We start from the raw sequence: 15,835 nt of genomic DNA on the forward strand, positions 1-15,835 counted from the left end.
GGGCCTCAAGTGTACGTTCGCGCCTCAGCCACCCCAGGCCCCGGAAGGGAACGCCCCCTCCCGTCCGCGCCCGCCGGGGGTTAGGCTCATGCCAACGACTGCACGGGCTTGTGTGACCGCGGACCAACGGAGGTTCCGGGAGGGAGCGCGATGAAACTGGGCATTGCACTGGAACGCCGGGAAGGCGAGCGGAGGGTGGCCGCGACGCCGGAAACCGTCAAGCAGCTCACCGGGCTGGGCCTTGAGGTCCTCGTCGAAAGCGGGGCGGGGCTCGAGTCCGGGCACCCGGACGAGGCCTACCAGGACGCCGGCGCCTGGATCGTGGACACCCTGGAGCCCGGCAACCTCGACATTCTCGCCCACGTCCGCCCGCTGGACCCGGACACGGCGAGGTCCCTCAAACAAGGCGCGGTCACCGTGGGACTGGCCTCGCCGTCGTCGGAACTTTCCACCGTGCGGGCGCTCGCCGAAACGGGGGTCACCTCCTTCTCCCTGGAACTGGTGCCGCGCATCTCCCGGGCCCAGTCCATGGACGCCCTGACCTCGCAGGCGCTTGTGGCCGGGTACCGCTGCGTGCTCGAAGCGGCGACGCGGCTGCCGCGCTTCTTCCCGCTCTACATGACCGCCGCCGGCACTATCCCGCCGGCCAGGGTTCTGGTGCTGGGCGCCGGCGTCGCGGGCCTGCAGGCCATCGGCACCGCCAAGCGGCTGGGCGCACGCGTCTCCGCCAACGACATCCGTCCCGCCTCCGCGGACGAAGTCGCCTCGATGGGCGGCACCTTCATCAGGCTCGACGTCGAAACCGCCGAGGCGTCCGGCGGCTACGCCCGCGAACTCAGCGCCGACCGCGGCGCCCTGCAGCGCGAACTGCTCGCCCCGCATGTGGCCGCCGCCGACGTCCTCATCACGACGGCGGCCGTCCCCGGGCGCCGCGCCCCGCTGCTGGTGACGCTCGCGATGGTCCAGGCCATGCGGCCGGGCTCGGTGGTGGTGGACCTCGCCGCCGAATCCGGCGGCAACGTGGAGGGTGTGGTGGCCGGGGAAGACACCGTGATCCCGACGGCGGACGGCCGGGGCATGGTGACCCTGGTGGGAATGAAGGACGCCGCCTCCGCCCTGCCGGCCGACGCCTCACGCCTGTACGCCAAGAACGTCGCCAGCCTGCTCGAACTGCTGGTCAGGGACGGCGCCTTCGCCCCGGACTGGGAGGACGAGGTGGTGGCCGGCAGCTGCCTGACGCACGACGGCGCCGTGCGGCACGGTCCCACGGCCGAGGCTTTGGCGGCACTCGCCCCGGAGGGTGCCGGGTTTGCCGCGGACGGTTCAGCGAAAGAGGGGACGAACTGATGGACGGCATCAGCCTGCTGACAATCACCGTGCTCGCGGTCTTCGTAGGCTTCGAGGTGGTTTCCAAGGTCTCCAGCACCCTGCATACCCCGCTCATGTCCGGGGCCAACGCCATCCACGGCATCATCCTGGTGGGCGCCATCATCGTGGCCGGCCAGGCGCACGAGCCGCTGGTGCTCGCGGTGGCGCTGCTCGCCGTCGTGCTGGCCACCGCCAACCTGGTGGGCGGCTTCGTGGTGACCGACCGCATGCTCGAAATGTTCCGGGGCCGCAAACGGACGGTGTCTGCGGACAAGCAGAGGGAGGACGCACGATGACCCTCCTCAGTCCCGTCTGGACCGCCCTGCTCTACCTGGCTTCCGCCGTTTGCTTCATCCTGGCGCTCAAGGGCCTGAACTCCCCGCGCACCGCCCGGCAGGGCAACCTGGTGGGCGCCTTCGGTGCGGTGATCGCCGTCGTCGCGGTCTTCCTGTCCGTGCACCTGGAAAACATTCCCTGGATCGTCGGCGCGATTGCCGTCGGTTCGGCGGTGGCGGCGCCCGTGGCCCGGCGGGTGAAAATGACGCAGATGCCGCAATTGGTGGCGCTGTTCAATGGCGTGGGCGGCGGGGCGGCGGCCCTGGTGGCGCTGCTGGAACTTACGCACAGCGAGGACGGCTGGGTGCGGGTGGCCGTGGTGTTCACGCTGCTCGTGGGCGCCGTGTCCTTCGCGGGTTCGGCCATCACCTTCGCAAAGCTGCAGGAGCTCATGACCACCCGGCCCGTGGTGTTCCCGGGTCTGCCAATCGTGATGACGCTGGTGCTGCTCGCCGCGGTGGGAACCGGTGCGGGCGTGGTGTTAAGCGGTTCCCAGGCGCTCGCCGTCGGGCTGATGCTGCTGGGCCTGGTGGCCGGCGTGCTGCTTGTGCTGCCGGTGGGCGGCGCGGACGTGCCGATCGTCATCTCGCTGCTGAACGCCTTCACCGGCCTGGCCGTGGCCGCGTCCGGCCTGGTGCTGGGCAATGTGCTGCTGGTGGTGGCGGGCACCCTGGTGGGGGCCTCGGGCACCATCCTCACCCGCGCCATGGCGGCGGCGATGGGCCGCAGCGTGGCCGGCATCCTGTTCGGCGCCTTCAAGGGAGGCTCGACGGCGGGATCCACCGCCGTGAGCGAACGCCCCGTGCGCTCGTCCAGCGCGGAGGACGTGGCGGTGCTCCTGGGCTACGCGCAACGGGTGATCATCGTCCCCGGCTACGGCCTGGCGGTGGCGCAGGGGCAGCACACCGCGGCCGAACTCGCGGAGGCCCTCGAAGAGCGCGGCGTGGACGTCGATTTCGCCATCCACCCCGTGGCCGGCCGGATGCCCGGGCACATGAACGTCCTCCTGGCCGAGGCCAACGTGCCCTACGAATCGCTCAAGGAAATGGGCGAGATCAACTCCGAATTCAAGACGGCGGACGTTGCCCTCGTGGTTGGCGCGAACGACGTGGTGAACCCGGCGGCGAAAACCACCGCCGGCTCGCCGATCTACGGCATGCCCATCCTGGAAGTCTCCCAGGCCCGGCAGGTGGTGTTCCTCAAGCGTTCCATGCGGCCCGGCTTCGCGGGGATCGAGAACGACCTCATGTACGAACCGCAGACCACCCTGCTGTTCGGCGACGCCAAGGACTCCCTGACCAAGGTGCTGGGGGCGGTCAAGGGGTTGTAGGACAGGAGTGAAGGGATTGTGCAATGACTGTGAAACTGAACAAGAAAGCGTTTGACCACGCAAAGCACCTGATCCGCGACGGAAAGGCCGTCAAGGACGTCCGCGACGACTGGAGCGAACATGCCCCCTCCGCCGACGACGAGAACGCGTTCCTGGAAAAGCACGGCTACAGCGAGTATTCCGCCTGGTACCTGGGCGTGGACGACGACCATCCGGACGACCAAAAAGGGCGCTACAAATTCCCCTACGGCGACTTCAAGAAGATCCACCGCTGCGCCGTGATATCCGCCGAAAGCAGGGCGGCCCAGTACGACCACGACGATATCCGCGAGGCGCTGGGCCAACTGCTCGAACGCCTTGACGAGGACTGAGGCCGGGGACGGAACCTGCGGAACTTTGTGGCTGATCGGCGGCGCCAGGTCCCGCCTATGCTGGGGTGATGAGCACCAGCACCGCAGCCCCCGGAACCCAGCAGGAACAGGCCTATTACGGCGACACCTACCTCTTCGAATCCGCCGCCACCGTGGTGGCCGCCGGAACGGACGGCGACGTAGCCTGGGCCGCGGTGAGCCCCAACATCTTCCACCCGAAGGGCGGCGGCCAGCCTTCGGACGAAGGCACCCTGAACGGCATCCCGGTGATTCCCTCGCGCGGCGACGACGGCCTGGTTGTCCTGACCGGCGGCCCGGAGCTCGCCCCGCTGGCGGCCGGAACCGCCGTCGAGTGCGCCATCGACGCGGCACTCCGCAAACGCCACGCGGCGCTGCACACCGCCGGCCACGTGCTCGGCCACCTGGGCGAGGCCCGCGGCTGGACCAGCGCCGGGCACAGCCACTACCCGGGCCAGGCACGCCTGGACTTCTCGCCCGAGGGCCTCGAAGCCGGGCTCGCCACCCCGGAGCAGCGCGAGCAGATCCGCGCCGAACTTCAGGAAGCGTTCGACGCCGTCCTGGCCCGCGGCGGCTCAGTCAGCGCCGCGATGGACGGGGCCGGGCACCGCGTGGTCACCATCGAAGGCGTCAACAGCGAACCTTGCGGCGGAACCCACGTGGCCCGTATCGAGGACCTGGCCGGCGTGCGCGTGCTGGAGTTGAAGATCAAGCGCGGCGCCCTCAAGGTCCGCTACGAAGCCGAGCACATTTAGTTCCCGTGAGAGGTAGGGTCGGAGGCATGGCACCGGAAACCGCACACGACTGGAAGCCCCTTTGGGCACGGCTCAGCGACGGCGCGGACACACCCCCGGCCGGGTTCCTCATGACCGCCCCGCCGGGCGACGTCAACGGCGCGCCACCGCTGGCGTCCGAGTTCGGCGTGTTCGAGGCCCCCTTGGAGGATTACGACGTCGTGGAGCTGGTCCGCTTCGACCGCCCCGTGGCGCGGGGCCGGGTGGCGTTCGGCGAAGGTTTCGCCGTGCTGGGCCCGGTGCTCGCGGTGGACGGCGACGAAGTGGCGCCCGAGCACGAAGCCGTGGTGCTGGCACACCTGGCGGAGGAAGCGTTCGTCGAAGGAGCCGCCGTGGTCTACGCCCCCGTGGACGCCGGAGCCGCGGCCCGCTACGAAGCCCTGGGCTGGACCCGGGCCGGCGGGCTGGCTACCTAGCATGCGCGCCGCCATCGTCATCAATCCGTCGAAGCCCGCCGCGCGGGACATCCGCGGCACGCTCACCAGGCTGAGCGCCGCGAACGGCTGGGAGGAGCCGCTGTGGCTCGACACCACGGCGGAGGACCCGGGCGCCGGCCAGGCGCGGGAAGCGCTTGAGGCGGGGGCCGACGTCGTGATCGCCGCGGGCGGCGACGGCACCGTTCGCTGCGTTGCCGAAGTCCTGGCCGGGACGGACACGCCGCTGGGGCTCATCCCGCTGGGCACCGGCAATTTGCTGGCGCGGAACCTCGGCCTGGACGTCACGGACACCGAGGGGGCGGCGAAAGTGGCGCTGCTGGGCGAAGCACGGCGGATCGACGTCGTCCGGTCCGCCCGCAACGACGGCGGCAGCGAGCAGCTCTTCCTGGTGATGGCCGGGCTCGGTTTCGACGCGAGCATCATGGCGGACACCGACGCCAAACTCAAGGACAAGGTGGGCTGGCTGGCCTACGTGGACGCCGCGGTCCGGAACCTGCAGGGCAAAGGGGTCAAGGCGAAGATCAGCGTGGACGGCGAAGCGGTGGCGAGCCGCCGGGTGCGCAGCGTGATGGTGGGCAACTGCGGCAAGATCCAGGGCGGGGTGGAAATCTTCCCCGGAGCCGCGGTGGACGACGGCATCCTGGACCTGATGGTGGTTGCGCCCGGGAAGCTGGGCTGGTTCGGTGTGATCGCGGGCGTGATCGGCAAGGGCCGCAGCAAGGACACCTCCGTGGAGTATTTCCGCGGCACCTCCGTGGAGGTCAGCCTGGAACACGAGGACGATTTCCAGCTCGACGGCGACCACGAAGGCAAGGTCTCCACCCTCACCGCCCGGGTGGATCCCGGGGCGCTGTTGGTGCGGGTGTAGGGCCCGGACAGCCCTCCTAGCTTGCCCTAGTTGCCGCGAACAGGCTTCGGAGCGTGAAGAAACAGCCGAGTGCGCCGAACAGCAGGGCCATCTTTTCCGCTGGCCGACGCTCTTTCCCGGCTTGCGCGGCGAACTGGCTGCACCTGCCCCTTAAACCGTGTCCAGAGGTCATTTGCTGCCAGTTCGCGTGGAAGCTCGGGGCAGGTTCAGTCCGGCCGGATCCTCCGCGAAACGCTCATTATTAGCACCAAATTATGCTTGTAATGCTCATCTGGCCATGCGAGTATGACATGCAACACGTACATGAAGGAGGATCCTTGAGTATCCAGATGAAGCCGGCCCGCAAGCTCCGTGTGCATTGGCCGATCAGCGCAGAAACCTTCCACAGGGCCGCAGGCGGAGACCTGGACGCCCTGTCGGAGGACGAGGGAGTGGCGTCGCTTCTGAAGGCCGTGGAGCAGTTCCAGGACCTGGGCGATTTCGGAAACTACAAGCATGTGTTCGAGTCAACTGTCGGTTTCGAAGGCTTCACCTGCGCGGCCGGAGCTACGCCGACTCTTGGCGTGGTGGGGGAGCGCACCATCTCGCCCACGTTTGTATTCACCACCTACTTCGACGCCATGCTCCCCGACGACGCCGTTGAAGGATTCATGCACCAACTGGCGGGCATCCACCCGTGGGAACTGCCGGTAATTGAACTGACGGGGCCGGTGACCATCGCTGCCCATGCGCACGCGGGCAGCCCTGAAGGGAAGGCTGCATAGTGGAAACGACGTCAACCGCAGTGTGGGATGCGCTGAAGGGGGCCCTGGCCGGCCGGAAGTTCACGGACCTGACGCACGCCTTCCACCCGGGCCAGCCGCATTTCCCCGCATTTCCGGACGAAACCCGTGAGGCCCTGTTCGACCTCGAACGCGGGGACGGCTTCACCGCGCACCGCTATTCCATCATCGGCCAGTGGGGCACCCACGTGGATCCACCGTCGCACTTCATCCGGGGCGGCCGGACCCTGGACCGGATCCCCGTACAGGAAATGATCCTTCCCTTGGTGGTCCTGGATATCACCGACGCCGTGGCGGCGGACCCGGACGCCACGCCCACAATGGAAGACGTCAGGCGCTGGGAGGAGCGCAACGGCGCAGTTCCCGAGGGGTCCTTCGTGGCCCTGCGGACGGGATGGAGCAGCCGCTGGCCGGACGCCGCCGCGATGGCCAACCGCGATGCGGAGGGCATCAGCCACACCCCGGGCTGGTCCCGGGACGTGCTCGCCTTCCTGATCGAGGAGCGGCGCGTGACCGCAGTCGGTCACGAACAAACCGACACCGATCCGGGCCAGGCGACGTCCCGGCAGGACTTCAGCCTGGAGACGTACGTGTTGGCGCAGGGCCGGTGGCAGATCGAACTGCTGGCCAACCTGGGGGAGCTTCCTGAAACCGGTGCGGCCGTCGTTGCATCGTGGCCCAAGCCGCAAGGAGGCAGCGGGTTCCCGGCAAGGGTCTTTGCCCTTTCCTGAGTTGGGTTATCTCCTGAGGTGGCCGGTGCGTGGGCGAGGGGTCGTCTAAGATCGAGTCCATGTCAAAGACCTCCAGCATGGGCCGTGGAATCATGGCCGTGCTGGCGGCGGCGTCCCGCCAGGCGCAAGGCCTGCCCGGCGGGACGGTCGCCGAGATTGCCGCCGATTTGGGCAAGGACCGCAGCCAGGTGTCGCGCAGCCTGCGCACGGCCGAGCAGGAAGGATTCCTGCGGCGCACCCCGTACCGTACCTTTACCCCGGATTGGTCCGTGATGACCGATGCCCTGGTGCTTACCCGGCGCAGGCTCACCACGGACGGTGCCGCAGCGCTCGACGCCTTGTCCAAGGAAACCGATGAAGGCTGCTACCTCGGTGTGTTGAGCGGCGACAGTACCGTGACCATCGCCGAAAGCGTGCCGGACAGCACCAAGCTGGTGGGTTCCTGGATCGGCAGGCCCTACCCGGCGTACTGCAGTGACGCAGGGCAGGCCTTGTTGTGGGAGGCTTCCGACGACGAGGTGCGCGCGATCTTCTCGCGCGTGGACTTTGTCCGCCATGGTCCGAACACGCCCGTTGATGTGGACGATTTCCTGGAGCGGCTTGCGGCTGCCCGCGCCCGCGGCTATTCGGTGGTGGATGAGGCGGCTGAGCCCGGCCTCTACTCGCTGGCGGTCCCCGTCCGGGACTTCAAGGGTGACGTCGTTGCCGCGCTCCAGATCGTGGGGCCGAAATCACGCCTCGAGCCCAGGCAGAAAATGTGCGCTGATGCTCTGGTGGACGCGGGGAACTGGCTGCAGTCCCGCCTGGGCCACGCCTAGCCTGCAGCCCGGGAACCACCGCTGAGGCGCGTGGCGCTGTCCACCAAGGCCGCCGCCACCCGGCCCGCATTGCCCCGCAGTTGCTCGTACTGGCCGAGGACGCTCAACGCCGCGGTGATGCGGCCGTGTCCATCCCGCACCGGGACGGCAAGCTCATGGATGCCGTGCTCGAATTCCTCGGCAGCGGCCACATAGCCCTGTGGCCGGTCACGGGCCATCAATTCCCAGACTTCGGACACCGAGTGGGCCGCTTGCGGGCCTCCCACGCCGATGAAGCTGACGTCCTGCAGGAGTGCGTCAAGCCCTTTGCGCTTGTGGTCCCACAGCAGCGCCCGGCCTGCTCCGGTGCACCACACGGGAGTTATCATCCCGGGATACGCGAAACCCCCGGCCGCCATGTCGTTACTGGACGCGCGCACCAGGAGCACCCGGAAGCCCGCCCGGACTGACACGCGGGCCCGGAGACCCAGCGACGAGACCAGTTTTTCCAATTCGGCGCCGGCTTCCCGGAACCAGCCATCGTTGAGGGAGGCCGCCAGTCCGAAGAAGCGGGGGCCGGCCCTGAACGGGCCGCGCTCCTCGCGCTCCAGCAATCCGATGTCGCACAGTTCCTGTGTTAGTCGCGACACCCGGCTCTGGTCCAGCTGCAGCTCAGCTGCAAGCTGCGAAACCCCCAACAGCTGCCTGCCGGATTTCTCGCGTTCCGTCACAAGCCGTACGATCCTGAGTCCCTGCGCCATGGTTGACGCTTCCGGGGAAGTCTCCATTTCCCGCTGCTCCTCCCGCCGTGGCAACCAGCCTATCCTCACACAGTTTCCAGGCCGGAGAGCCATGCACGACGGCGGCCGGCACACGCTGCCGGCCGCCGCTTCGGCGCGGGGCGGTCAGGCTCCGCGGGGTTCAGGCTCCCGGCACCTGCAGGGCCTTCGCCCGGTACTTGAAGTGGAAGAACACGTAGCAGGCCGCGACGAAAGGAATGCCGAAGTACAAGGCGGCGACCTGGTTGGGGTCCAGCGCGATGCCGACGAGCGAAACGAGGCACAGGACGAAGGCCAGGATGGGTACCAGCGGGAACAGCGGGGCCCTGTAGGAGAGCGCGGACACGTCCCCGCCGTTCCGCACGAACGCCCGCCGGTGGAAGAAGTGGGACGCGGCAATGGACATCCAGACGCCGACCACGGCGAACCCGGCTACCGAGACAAGCACCAGGTACACCGTTTCGGGGGCCACCACGCTGCTGACCAGGGAGGCGAGTCCGCCCAGCATGCTGACGGACAAAGCGATCAGGGGAATCCCCCGCCGGGTCAGTTTTTTCAGGGCCTGGGGAGCATGGCCTTCGTCGGCCAAGGAGTACAGCATGCGGGCGCAGGAGAAGAGGCCGCTGTTGCCCGCGGAAAGCAGGGCGGTGATGATCACGAAATTCATGATGTCCGCGGCGAACGGGATTCCGATGGAGGAAAAGACCGTGACGAACGGGCTTTCATCCAGCCCCACCTCGTCGAAGGGGATGGTCGCGGCAATGACAGCGATGGCTCCGACGAAGAAGACCAGGAGCCGGACGACGGTGCTCCGCATCGCTTTCGGAATGCTGGTAGCCGGATCCTTGGTTTCCCCGGCGGCAACACCGATCAGTTCGGAGCCGGAGAACGCGTAGAAGACGGCGAGGGCCGTGACCAGGACGCCGGTGAAACCGTTGGGGAACAGCCCGCCCTCAGTGGCGAAGTTTTCGAACAGGAACGGGTGGTCGCCGTCCTGGCTCAGCGGATGGAATCCCAGGAGCGCAGCACCGCCAAGGACAATGAGCCCGATGATGGCGGCGACCTTTACGATGGCGAACCAGAACTCGGACTCCCCGAAGAACTTTGCGGAGACCGCATTCAGGCCAAAGAGGACGGCGGCGAAAACCAGGCACCAGACCCAGACGTCCACCCCGGGGAACCACCGTTGCATCAGCAATCCTGACGCCGTGAACTCCGAACCGATGGCCACCGCCCAGCACAGCCAGTAGAGCCAGGCCGTGGTGAAGCCGGTGGCGGGCCCGATCGAGCGCGCGGCGTAGATGTGGAAGGCTCCGGATACCGGGTAGGCGATGGCCAGTTCGCCGAGGCAGGCCATCACGAGGTACACGACGAAGGCGCCCACGAGGTAGGCGATGACCGCACCGAGCGGTCCGGCCTGGGAGATCGTGTAGCCCGAGCTGAGGAACAGCCCGGACCCGATGACTCCGCCCATGGCGATCATGATCAGGTGCCGGGGCCCCATGGAGCGGCGGAGGCCGGACTCTGCTGTGGCTGGTGGGTCCTGCCGTACGGCTGGCTTAAGCGGGGTCAAAGGTTCCAAGGGTGCCTCCAGTGTTGGGAGTGGGTGCCGGAATGTGCGCGGCGGCTCACGTCATCGTGCGGGCGGAGACGGTGCGGCGCGTCAACAGTGATGAAAGTAACACGCCTGCCGATTGCTAGTCATCAAAAACATCAAAACTTGCATATGTTGCACATCTAAGGCGTTTCGTCACTATGCCTATTCGCTCTTAGCTTGGTCGTTCCGACCACGTATTCGGGCTGTTGGACATGGTTCGACGGACAACTGCCGGCTGGACGATGGGATCACAGCCCACCTCGAGACGAAGGAACACCATGACCACCTATGACATCGCGCTGATCGGGTTCGGAGGCGTCAACAGGACCCTCGCCCAACTGATCCATGACCGTGGAAGCTCCTTTGTGGATGAACTCGGCTTTGGCCTGCGGGTCGTCGCGATCACGGACCTGCGCCTGGGCTCCTTGGTCAAGGAAGACGGCATCGACCTCTCGGTGGCCCTGCGGCTGGGAAGCGGCAGCGAAACCTTCGCCGACCACGGCGGATCCGCAACGCCGGACAATGAGCACGTTATCCGCAACTGCAGTGCCGACATTGTCTGCGAAGCAACGTTTACCAACCCCGACGACGGCGAGCCTGCCGTTTCCCACGTGCGGTGGGCCCTGGAATCCGGCAAGAGCGTCTGCACAACCAACAAGGGGCCGGTGGCACTGCGCGGCCCGGAACTGACTGCCCTGGCCGTACGCAATGGCGTCCATTTCGAATTCGAAGGCGCGGTGATGAGCGGTACTCCCGTGATCCGCCTGGCTCGGAAGATGTTCGAAGGCCTCAAGCTGGACGGCTTCGAGGGCATCCTCAACGGAACCAGCAACTACGTCCTGGGCCGGATGGAAACGGGCATGGAGCTGGGCAAGGCCATCACCGAGGCGCAGGAACTCGGCTACGCGGAAGCCAACCCCGCAGCCGATATCGAAGGTTTCGACGTCCAGCTCAAGGTCCTGATCCTCGCCAACGAGCTGCTCGGCGCCGGTATCACCCTGGCTGATGTCACGCGGCGTGGGATCTCCGAACTCTCGGCGAAGGAAGTGAAGAATGCAGCGCTGGCGGGCCGGCGCTGGAAACTGGTGGGTTCGGCCAAGCGGAACCCCGATGGAACCGTGACCGCGGGAGTCGAACCCGTCGCACTACCGCTGGACCACGGCCTCGCCGGCGTTTCCGGCGCCACAAACGCGGTGTCGTTCGCCACGGACCTGCTGGGGCCCGTAACGGTGTCCGGTCCCGGGGCCGGAAGGTTGGAAACCGCCTATGCCCTGCTCTCGGATATCATCGCCATCCACGCTGCCAAGGCGGGAGTGGCCGCACATGCTTGAGACGCTGCAGGACGTCTGCGAAGTCACCAGTCCCTACGACGGCCGCGTGCTCGGCACCGTGCCGCTGACCGCTGCCGCAGAGGTTGACCGCATCCTTGCCGCCGCCCGGGAAGGCGCGGCCACGGCCCGAAGCCTGTCCCGTCACGAGCGTGGCCGGATCCTGGAGTCCACGGCTGCGGCGATTGAGGAGCGCCGCGAGGAGTTCGCCCGGACCATCACCGCGGAGGCCGGAAAGACGATCCGCCAGGCCCGCAAGGAAGTGCTGCGGGCGGTCAACACCCTGCGGCTTTCCGCTGCCGAGGCCCGGCGGAATTCGGGGGAGGTCATCCCCTTTGATGCGTTTGAAGGGTCCGAAGACCGCCAAGGATGGTTCTCCCGTGAGCCGCTGGGGATCATCGCGGCCATCACGCCCTTCAACGACCCCCTGAACCTGGTGGCGCACAAGCTGGGTCCGGCCATTGCGGGCGGCAACGCCGTCATCCTCAAGCCGTCGGCGCTGACGCCTCTTTCGGCGCAGTTGCTGGCAGGCGCCCTGGAGGAAGCAGGCCTGCCTGGGGGCGTACTCACGGTGGTGCATGGGGGCCGGGAGCTCGCGGAGGAGATCATCCGCAGCCGGGATGTCCGGATGGTGTCCTTCACCGGCGGATTCTCCACTGGAGAAAGCATCGCCCGCTCCGCCGGGCTCAAGAGGCTGTCCATGGATCTGGGCGGCAATGCCCCGGTGCTTGTCCTGGATGATGCGCACCTCGGGGCCGCCGTGGACGCCTGCGTGTCCGGAGCGTTCTGGGCAGCCGGGCAGAACTGCGTTGGAGTCCAGCGCATCCTGGTAGCACGTTCCATCTATTCCGAATTCCGCCGCCGTTTCCTCCATCGGGCATCGTCCCTGATTGCCGGCGATCCTCTGGAGGAAAGCACCGACATCGGTCCCATGATCTCGGCGAAGGCCGTGGCGGAAGTCAAGGACAAGCTGGACGAGGCGATCGCCGCGGGAGCCCACTGCCTCATGGGCAACGTCCGGGAGGGCAACGTGCTCCACGCCACCGTCCTGGAAAATGTGCCCCATGGTTCCAGGCTGTGGCAGGAGGAGGTCTTCGGCCCGGTGGTGATGCTGCAGGCATTCGATGCCGTGGAGGAAGCCTTCGAGGTGGCCAACGGGATTGAGTTCAGCCTCCACGCGGGAATCTTCACCGAATCCTTGAACGTGGCCCTCGACGCTGCGGACAAGCTCGACGCCGGCGGCGTGATGATCAACGATTCCTCCGACTACCGCTTTGACGGCATGCCGTTTGGCGGCTCGAAATACGGGAGCATGGGACGGGAAGGCGTCCGGTTCGCCTACGAAGAGATGACCCAGCCCAAGGTCGTCTGCATCAAGCGCGGCGCGGCATGAGGTTCCGGACGGAAACGGACTTCCCGGGCAACTTCACGCGCCACGGCTGACGTAGTTGGAGAGCGACATGGCGGTCACGGTGTCCTTGACCCCGGGAAGGGCGGCGATCCTCTCCCAGATTTCCTGGATCCGTTCCAGCGAACGGGCCTCCAGCCGGACGATCAGGTCGAAGTCCCCGCTGACCACATCGCAGAAGACTACCTCGGGGATCGCCTGCAGCGCCGCGACCACATCGGATCCCCGCACGCGGTCGTTGCGGTAGACCATCAGGTATGCCGCAACCGGGGCTTGCCCGGGGGAACCGGAAACCACGGTGTAGCCCTGGATCTGGCCATGCCGCTCCATCCGGTCGATCCGCTGCCGCACGGCGTTGCGGGACAGGAGGACCTTCGACGCCAGTTCGGCGTGGCTGATGCGGGCGTTCCTGGTGAGTTCCTCCAGAATCCGTTGGTCAATCTGATCAAGGCCTGCCCGGTCCATGCCTATCCTTCAACGTCAAATCATTACAGTCCGGCGATGACTGCGCGGGCACCAGGAAAAGGGACCCAGGATCCGATGATAGTTGCACACACGAACGGCCCGCCCCGCACTCCGAAGAGCACAGGGGCGGGCCGAGGAATTCCAGTTCGACGGCGGCCACGCGGACGAGCGCCGACCAACCCGTGAGATGGTGCATTCCCGGGCAGTCTCTACCAACAAGCCAGGCGTACAGGTTCGTCGGTTTATCGGTGGATTCCTCGATGTCCGCCGCTGGTGGCCTCGATCAGTTGGTGCGCCAGGTCCGCCAAGGCACGTTCGGTGGCCAGCTCATCCCCGATCCCAAGTACGCCGGAGCCTGCGGGATTCAAGCGCGCCAATCCAACGCCGGCCATCGCAGCACCCGACGTCGTTCCCTCCCGCTTGCTTTCGGCTGGCTGGCGGCCCGCCCGCGGAATTTCGGGGTTTTCAGGGGCGGGGCCCATTGAAAAAGGGATGCAACCGGGGGGGGAGCGTCATGCTGCTGCGGCTTGGAACTTTGCCCGCATGTCCAGGACCCTGCGGATTTCGGCGATGACCCGTTCTGGGGCGAACCAGATGTCTTCCGACATGTAACGCAGTGTGGCGAAGCCACGGAGCGTGGCCGCGTTGTCCCGGGCCCGGTCTTTCCGCATCGAGTCCCGCCTGGAGTGGTATTCGAAACTATCCATCTCGACGATCAGGAAGCCTTCGATCAGGAAATCCACTCGTCCGATGCCTTCCAGCTCGACCTGCTGTTCAAAGGCGAGCCCGTGTTTCCTGAAAAGATCCTGCGCATCGACTTCGATTATTGACTCGCATCGAAGGTCCAGCAGGCGTAAAGCAGTCAGGGAAGGACCGGAGCGGTCGCTGCCGCGCAATTGTTCCTTCAGCAGCTCGACTGGGATCTTGTGCAGGCGGACGGCTGATGTCGCCATTGCTGTTGATGCCGGCGGCGGGAGGCATCCCAAGGCATGGAGGACGACATCTTCGAGGGCCGCCAGTGGCCGGGCGGCATCGGGTTGGAACCTGACGGTGCGATGCCGGATGAAGCCGTGGCCGTGACCGTGGTTGCAGGCGAGATGATGTTGTGAGGGCGGATTGCGGAGCCAGAGTCCGTAATGCGACGCGGCGCTGGCGCAGCTGACCTTGGCGTTGTGCCGGATGGCAGCCACGAATTCGGGATTTGCAGCGGGGTGCAGGTACACGCCTCTCCGAGGTTGTCGGATACCTGTCCCAGCCAGTTTCCTGAGGTCTCCCCGGGTGAATCCGGCGGCGAGCATTTGTGCAGTACGGGCTACACCGCCCAGGCCCAGCAGATAATCGTGAATTTCCATTTCAGCAGTCCACTGCCTCCGGCGAGGCCGCGGAACACGCGGGCTGGGCTATGTGGAAAACCCCTGCTCGGCGTTCCCTCCCGGTTGCTCATTGCCGAGCCCGGCAGGGGTCGCGGATTTCCGGGGTTTCCAAGGGATCGGATACCGGCTGGAGGGAAGCAACCGGGAAGGAACGTCGCGTACGTGGCCCGACGCCGCACACACACGAACGGCCCGCCCCGCACTCCGAAGAGCACAGGGGCGGGCCGCCGTTGGCCTTCCCGGATGCCCCGCGCCGCACTCTGCATAGTGCGGGCCGGGGCAGGTTCAGCCCGGGCGCCGGCTGGACCGATGGGGGATCAGTCAGCCAGCAACCGGCCCCACCTTGGGGCGAGCAAGGGGGCGCCGGCAAGCTTCAGGGAGTGCCACAGGGTCACGGCCACGGAATCGAGCACGGGGACGTCCGTGCGCGACTCCACTTCCGCCGTGATGTTGGCACCGTAGAGGTTGGTGCAGAGGTAGATCAGGGCGTCCGGCTTCAACGCGGCGAGCTCCAGGGACCCGGGCAGCATCTCGGCGTCGGTGACCCGGGCGAAGGACTCGTTGTCGCTCAGGTCCAGGTGCCGGTGGTCCACGGTCTTGATGCCCTCGCGCTCATAGGACGCCACCACGGCCTCGTTCACGTCCGCCGTGTACGGGGTGAGCATGCCGATCCGTTCGGTCCCGAACGCCTCGAAGGCGGCCAGGTACGCCAGGGTGGAAGTGGTGGCCGGGATGCCGGTGGCGTCGCTGATCCCGTGCACCAGTTCGAGATCGTGGCCGGCACCCAGCCAGGACCCGGAGGTCCCGTTCCAGGCGATGACGTCCACGTCGGCCGTGGCGAGCAGCTCAGCAGCGGCGCGCATCCCGGCGGCGTCGAACTGCTTGTCCGACGAGTCGTCCAGGGCGATCCGGGTGACGTTGATGCGGGTGAAATGCAGGGTGACGTCCGTGCGCTCGCCGAGGATCCGGTAGCTTTGCGGCTCCAGGCAGGTGTTGGAGGACGGCACGATCATGCCGATGCGGACGGGGCGGTTTTCGGAAGGCAAAGGGAAC

The 15,835-nt window shown here is 67.0% G+C and carries 18 protein-coding genes; 12 read left to right on the forward strand and 6 right to left on the reverse strand.

All coding sequences use genetic code 11. The features are described 5' to 3' along the window. The first annotated feature begins 150 nt into the window (after window positions 1-150). The 10 genes from BLP88_RS09880 (at window position 151) to BLP88_RS09925 (ending at window position 7,853) form a co-directional block, all read left to right on the forward strand. Entirely contained in the window at window positions 151-1,347 is a 1,197-nt protein-coding gene (locus tag BLP88_RS09880; RefSeq protein ID WP_074588840.1) for a Re/Si-specific NAD(P)(+) transhydrogenase subunit alpha, read from the forward strand. Further along, complete coding sequence (locus BLP88_RS09885; RefSeq protein WP_074588842.1) at window positions 1,347-1,664, forward strand: NAD(P) transhydrogenase subunit alpha part 2; 318 nt, start codon at window positions 1,347-1,349, stop codon at window positions 1,662-1,664. The genes BLP88_RS09880 and BLP88_RS09885 overlap by 1 nt, the downstream gene beginning before the upstream one ends. Then, entirely contained in the window at window positions 1,661-3,034 is a 1,374-nt protein-coding gene (locus BLP88_RS09890; protein WP_074588844.1) for an NAD(P)(+) transhydrogenase (Re/Si-specific) subunit beta, read from the forward strand. Before BLP88_RS09885 ends, BLP88_RS09890 begins: the two co-directional genes overlap by 4 nt. Window positions 3,035-3,057: 23 nt before the next feature. Further along, entirely contained in the window at window positions 3,058-3,405 is a 348-nt protein-coding gene (locus BLP88_RS09895; RefSeq protein WP_074588846.1) for a hypothetical protein, read from the forward strand. A 68-nt stretch (window positions 3,406-3,473) separates the two neighbouring features. Beyond that, window positions 3,474-4,178 carry an alanyl-tRNA editing protein gene (locus BLP88_RS09900; protein ID WP_074588848.1) on the forward strand — a complete coding sequence of 235 codons (705 nt, stop codon included), beginning with the start codon at window positions 3,474-3,476 and terminating at the stop codon, window positions 4,176-4,178. Window positions 4,179-4,204: 26 nt separating this feature from the next. Further along, window positions 4,205-4,633: a hypothetical protein gene (locus BLP88_RS09905; RefSeq protein ID WP_074588850.1), complete on the forward strand. Its 429-nt coding sequence runs from the start codon at window positions 4,205-4,207 to the stop codon at window positions 4,631-4,633. Window position 4,634: 1 nt separating this feature from the next. Continuing rightward, complete coding sequence (locus BLP88_RS09910; RefSeq protein ID WP_074588852.1) at window positions 4,635-5,522, forward strand: diacylglycerol/lipid kinase family protein; 888 nt, start codon at window positions 4,635-4,637, stop codon at window positions 5,520-5,522. 317 nt (window positions 5,523-5,839) lie between these two features. Then, a complete protein-coding gene (locus tag BLP88_RS09915) occupies window positions 5,840-6,286 on the forward strand; it encodes a hypothetical protein (protein WP_074588854.1) in 447 nt (148 codons plus the stop codon). Further along, window positions 6,286-7,035 carry a cyclase family protein gene (locus BLP88_RS09920; RefSeq protein ID WP_139163352.1) on the forward strand — a complete coding sequence of 250 codons (750 nt, stop codon included), beginning with the start codon at window positions 6,286-6,288 and terminating at the stop codon, window positions 7,033-7,035. Before BLP88_RS09915 ends, BLP88_RS09920 begins: the two co-directional genes overlap by 1 nt. A gap of 59 nt (window positions 7,036-7,094) precedes the next feature. Further along, window positions 7,095-7,853, forward strand: a complete 759-nt coding sequence (locus BLP88_RS09925) for an IclR family transcriptional regulator (protein ID WP_074588857.1) — start codon at window positions 7,095-7,097, stop codon at window positions 7,851-7,853. Here BLP88_RS09925 and BLP88_RS09930 read toward each other — a convergent pair. Continuing rightward, on the reverse strand, window positions 7,850-8,620 hold the full coding sequence (locus BLP88_RS09930) for an IclR family transcriptional regulator (protein ID WP_074588859.1): 771 nt from the start codon (window positions 8,618-8,620) through the stop codon (window positions 7,850-7,852). The two genes, BLP88_RS09925 and BLP88_RS09930, sit on opposite strands and share 4 nt — an antisense overlap. A 133-nt stretch (window positions 8,621-8,753) precedes the next feature. Then, on the reverse strand, window positions 8,754-10,193 hold the full coding sequence (locus BLP88_RS09935) for an amino acid permease (RefSeq protein WP_074588860.1): 1,440 nt from the start codon (window positions 10,191-10,193) through the stop codon (window positions 8,754-8,756). 293 nt (window positions 10,194-10,486) lie between these two features. Between BLP88_RS09935 and BLP88_RS09940 the strand changes: the two genes are divergently transcribed. Together BLP88_RS09940 and BLP88_RS09945 are read left to right on the forward strand one after the other, a co-directional pair. Continuing rightward, complete coding sequence (locus BLP88_RS09940) at window positions 10,487-11,539, forward strand: homoserine dehydrogenase (protein WP_074588861.1); 1,053 nt, start codon at window positions 10,487-10,489, stop codon at window positions 11,537-11,539. Beyond that, on the forward strand, window positions 11,532-12,929 hold the full coding sequence (locus tag BLP88_RS09945) for an aldehyde dehydrogenase family protein (protein ID WP_074588862.1): 1,398 nt from the start codon (window positions 11,532-11,534) through the stop codon (window positions 12,927-12,929). The genes BLP88_RS09940 and BLP88_RS09945 overlap by 8 nt, the downstream gene beginning before the upstream one ends. A gap of 33 nt (window positions 12,930-12,962) precedes the next feature. Here BLP88_RS09945 and BLP88_RS09950 read toward each other — a convergent pair whose 3' ends face one another. The 4 genes from BLP88_RS09950 to BLP88_RS09965 all read right to left on the reverse strand — a co-directional run bounded on the left by BLP88_RS09950 (window position 12,963) and on the right by BLP88_RS09965 (window position 15,828). Beyond that, a complete protein-coding gene (locus BLP88_RS09950; RefSeq protein ID WP_074588863.1) occupies window positions 12,963-13,409 on the reverse strand; it encodes an Lrp/AsnC family transcriptional regulator in 447 nt (148 codons plus the stop codon). A gap of 242 nt (window positions 13,410-13,651) precedes the next feature. After that, window positions 13,652-13,891: a dsRBD fold-containing protein gene (locus BLP88_RS19275; RefSeq protein WP_084111038.1), complete on the reverse strand. Its 240-nt coding sequence runs from the start codon at window positions 13,889-13,891 to the stop codon at window positions 13,652-13,654. A gap of 30 nt (window positions 13,892-13,921) precedes the next feature. After that, entirely contained in the window at window positions 13,922-14,761 is an 840-nt protein-coding gene (locus tag BLP88_RS09960; protein WP_074588865.1) for a DUF559 domain-containing protein, read from the reverse strand. A 338-nt stretch (window positions 14,762-15,099) separates the two neighbouring features. Next, on the reverse strand, window positions 15,100-15,828 hold the full coding sequence (locus tag BLP88_RS09965) for a maleate cis-trans isomerase family protein (protein ID WP_084111041.1): 729 nt from the start codon (window positions 15,826-15,828) through the stop codon (window positions 15,100-15,102). Window positions 15,829-15,835: the final 7 nt, after the last annotated feature.

It is taken from the genome of Arthrobacter cupressi (genome assembly GCF_900099975.1).
Taxonomy (GTDB): domain Bacteria; phylum Actinomycetota; class Actinomycetes; order Actinomycetales; family Micrococcaceae; genus Arthrobacter; species Arthrobacter cupressi.

Excerpts from the sequence above, each read along its gene's own strand:
- BLP88_RS09880 (WP_074588840.1), top strand. The coding sequence starts at position 151 with ATGAAACTGGGCATTGCACTGGAACGCCGGGAAGGCGAGCGGAGGGTG.
- BLP88_RS09885 (WP_074588842.1), top strand. The coding sequence starts at position 1,347 with ATGGACGGCATCAGCCTGCTGACAATCACCGTGCTCGCGGTCTTCGTA.
- BLP88_RS09890 (WP_074588844.1), top strand. The coding sequence starts at position 1,661 with ATGACCCTCCTCAGTCCCGTCTGGACCGCCCTGCTCTACCTGGCTTCC.
- BLP88_RS09895 (WP_074588846.1), top strand. The coding sequence starts at position 3,058 with ATGACTGTGAAACTGAACAAGAAAGCGTTTGACCACGCAAAGCACCTG.
- BLP88_RS09900 (WP_074588848.1), top strand. The coding sequence starts at position 3,474 with ATGAGCACCAGCACCGCAGCCCCCGGAACCCAGCAGGAACAGGCCTAT.
- BLP88_RS09905 (WP_074588850.1), top strand. The coding sequence starts at position 4,205 with ATGGCACCGGAAACCGCACACGACTGGAAGCCCCTTTGGGCACGGCTC.
- BLP88_RS09910 (WP_074588852.1), top strand. The coding sequence starts at position 4,635 with ATGCGCGCCGCCATCGTCATCAATCCGTCGAAGCCCGCCGCGCGGGAC.
- BLP88_RS09925 (WP_074588857.1), top strand. The coding sequence starts at position 7,095 with ATGTCAAAGACCTCCAGCATGGGCCGTGGAATCATGGCCGTGCTGGCG.
- BLP88_RS09930 (WP_074588859.1), bottom strand. The coding sequence starts at position 8,620 with ATGGAGACTTCCCCGGAAGCGTCAACCATGGCGCAGGGACTCAGGATC.
- BLP88_RS09940 (WP_074588861.1), top strand. The coding sequence starts at position 10,487 with ATGACCACCTATGACATCGCGCTGATCGGGTTCGGAGGCGTCAACAGG.
- BLP88_RS09945 (WP_074588862.1), top strand. The coding sequence starts at position 11,532 with ATGCTTGAGACGCTGCAGGACGTCTGCGAAGTCACCAGTCCCTACGAC.
- BLP88_RS09950 (WP_074588863.1), bottom strand. The coding sequence starts at position 13,409 with ATGGACCGGGCAGGCCTTGATCAGATTGACCAACGGATTCTGGAGGAA.
- BLP88_RS19275 (WP_084111038.1), bottom strand. The coding sequence starts at position 13,891 with ATGGGCCCCGCCCCTGAAAACCCCGAAATTCCGCGGGCGGGCCGCCAG.
- BLP88_RS09960 (WP_074588865.1), bottom strand. The coding sequence starts at position 14,761 with ATGGAAATTCACGATTATCTGCTGGGCCTGGGCGGTGTAGCCCGTACT.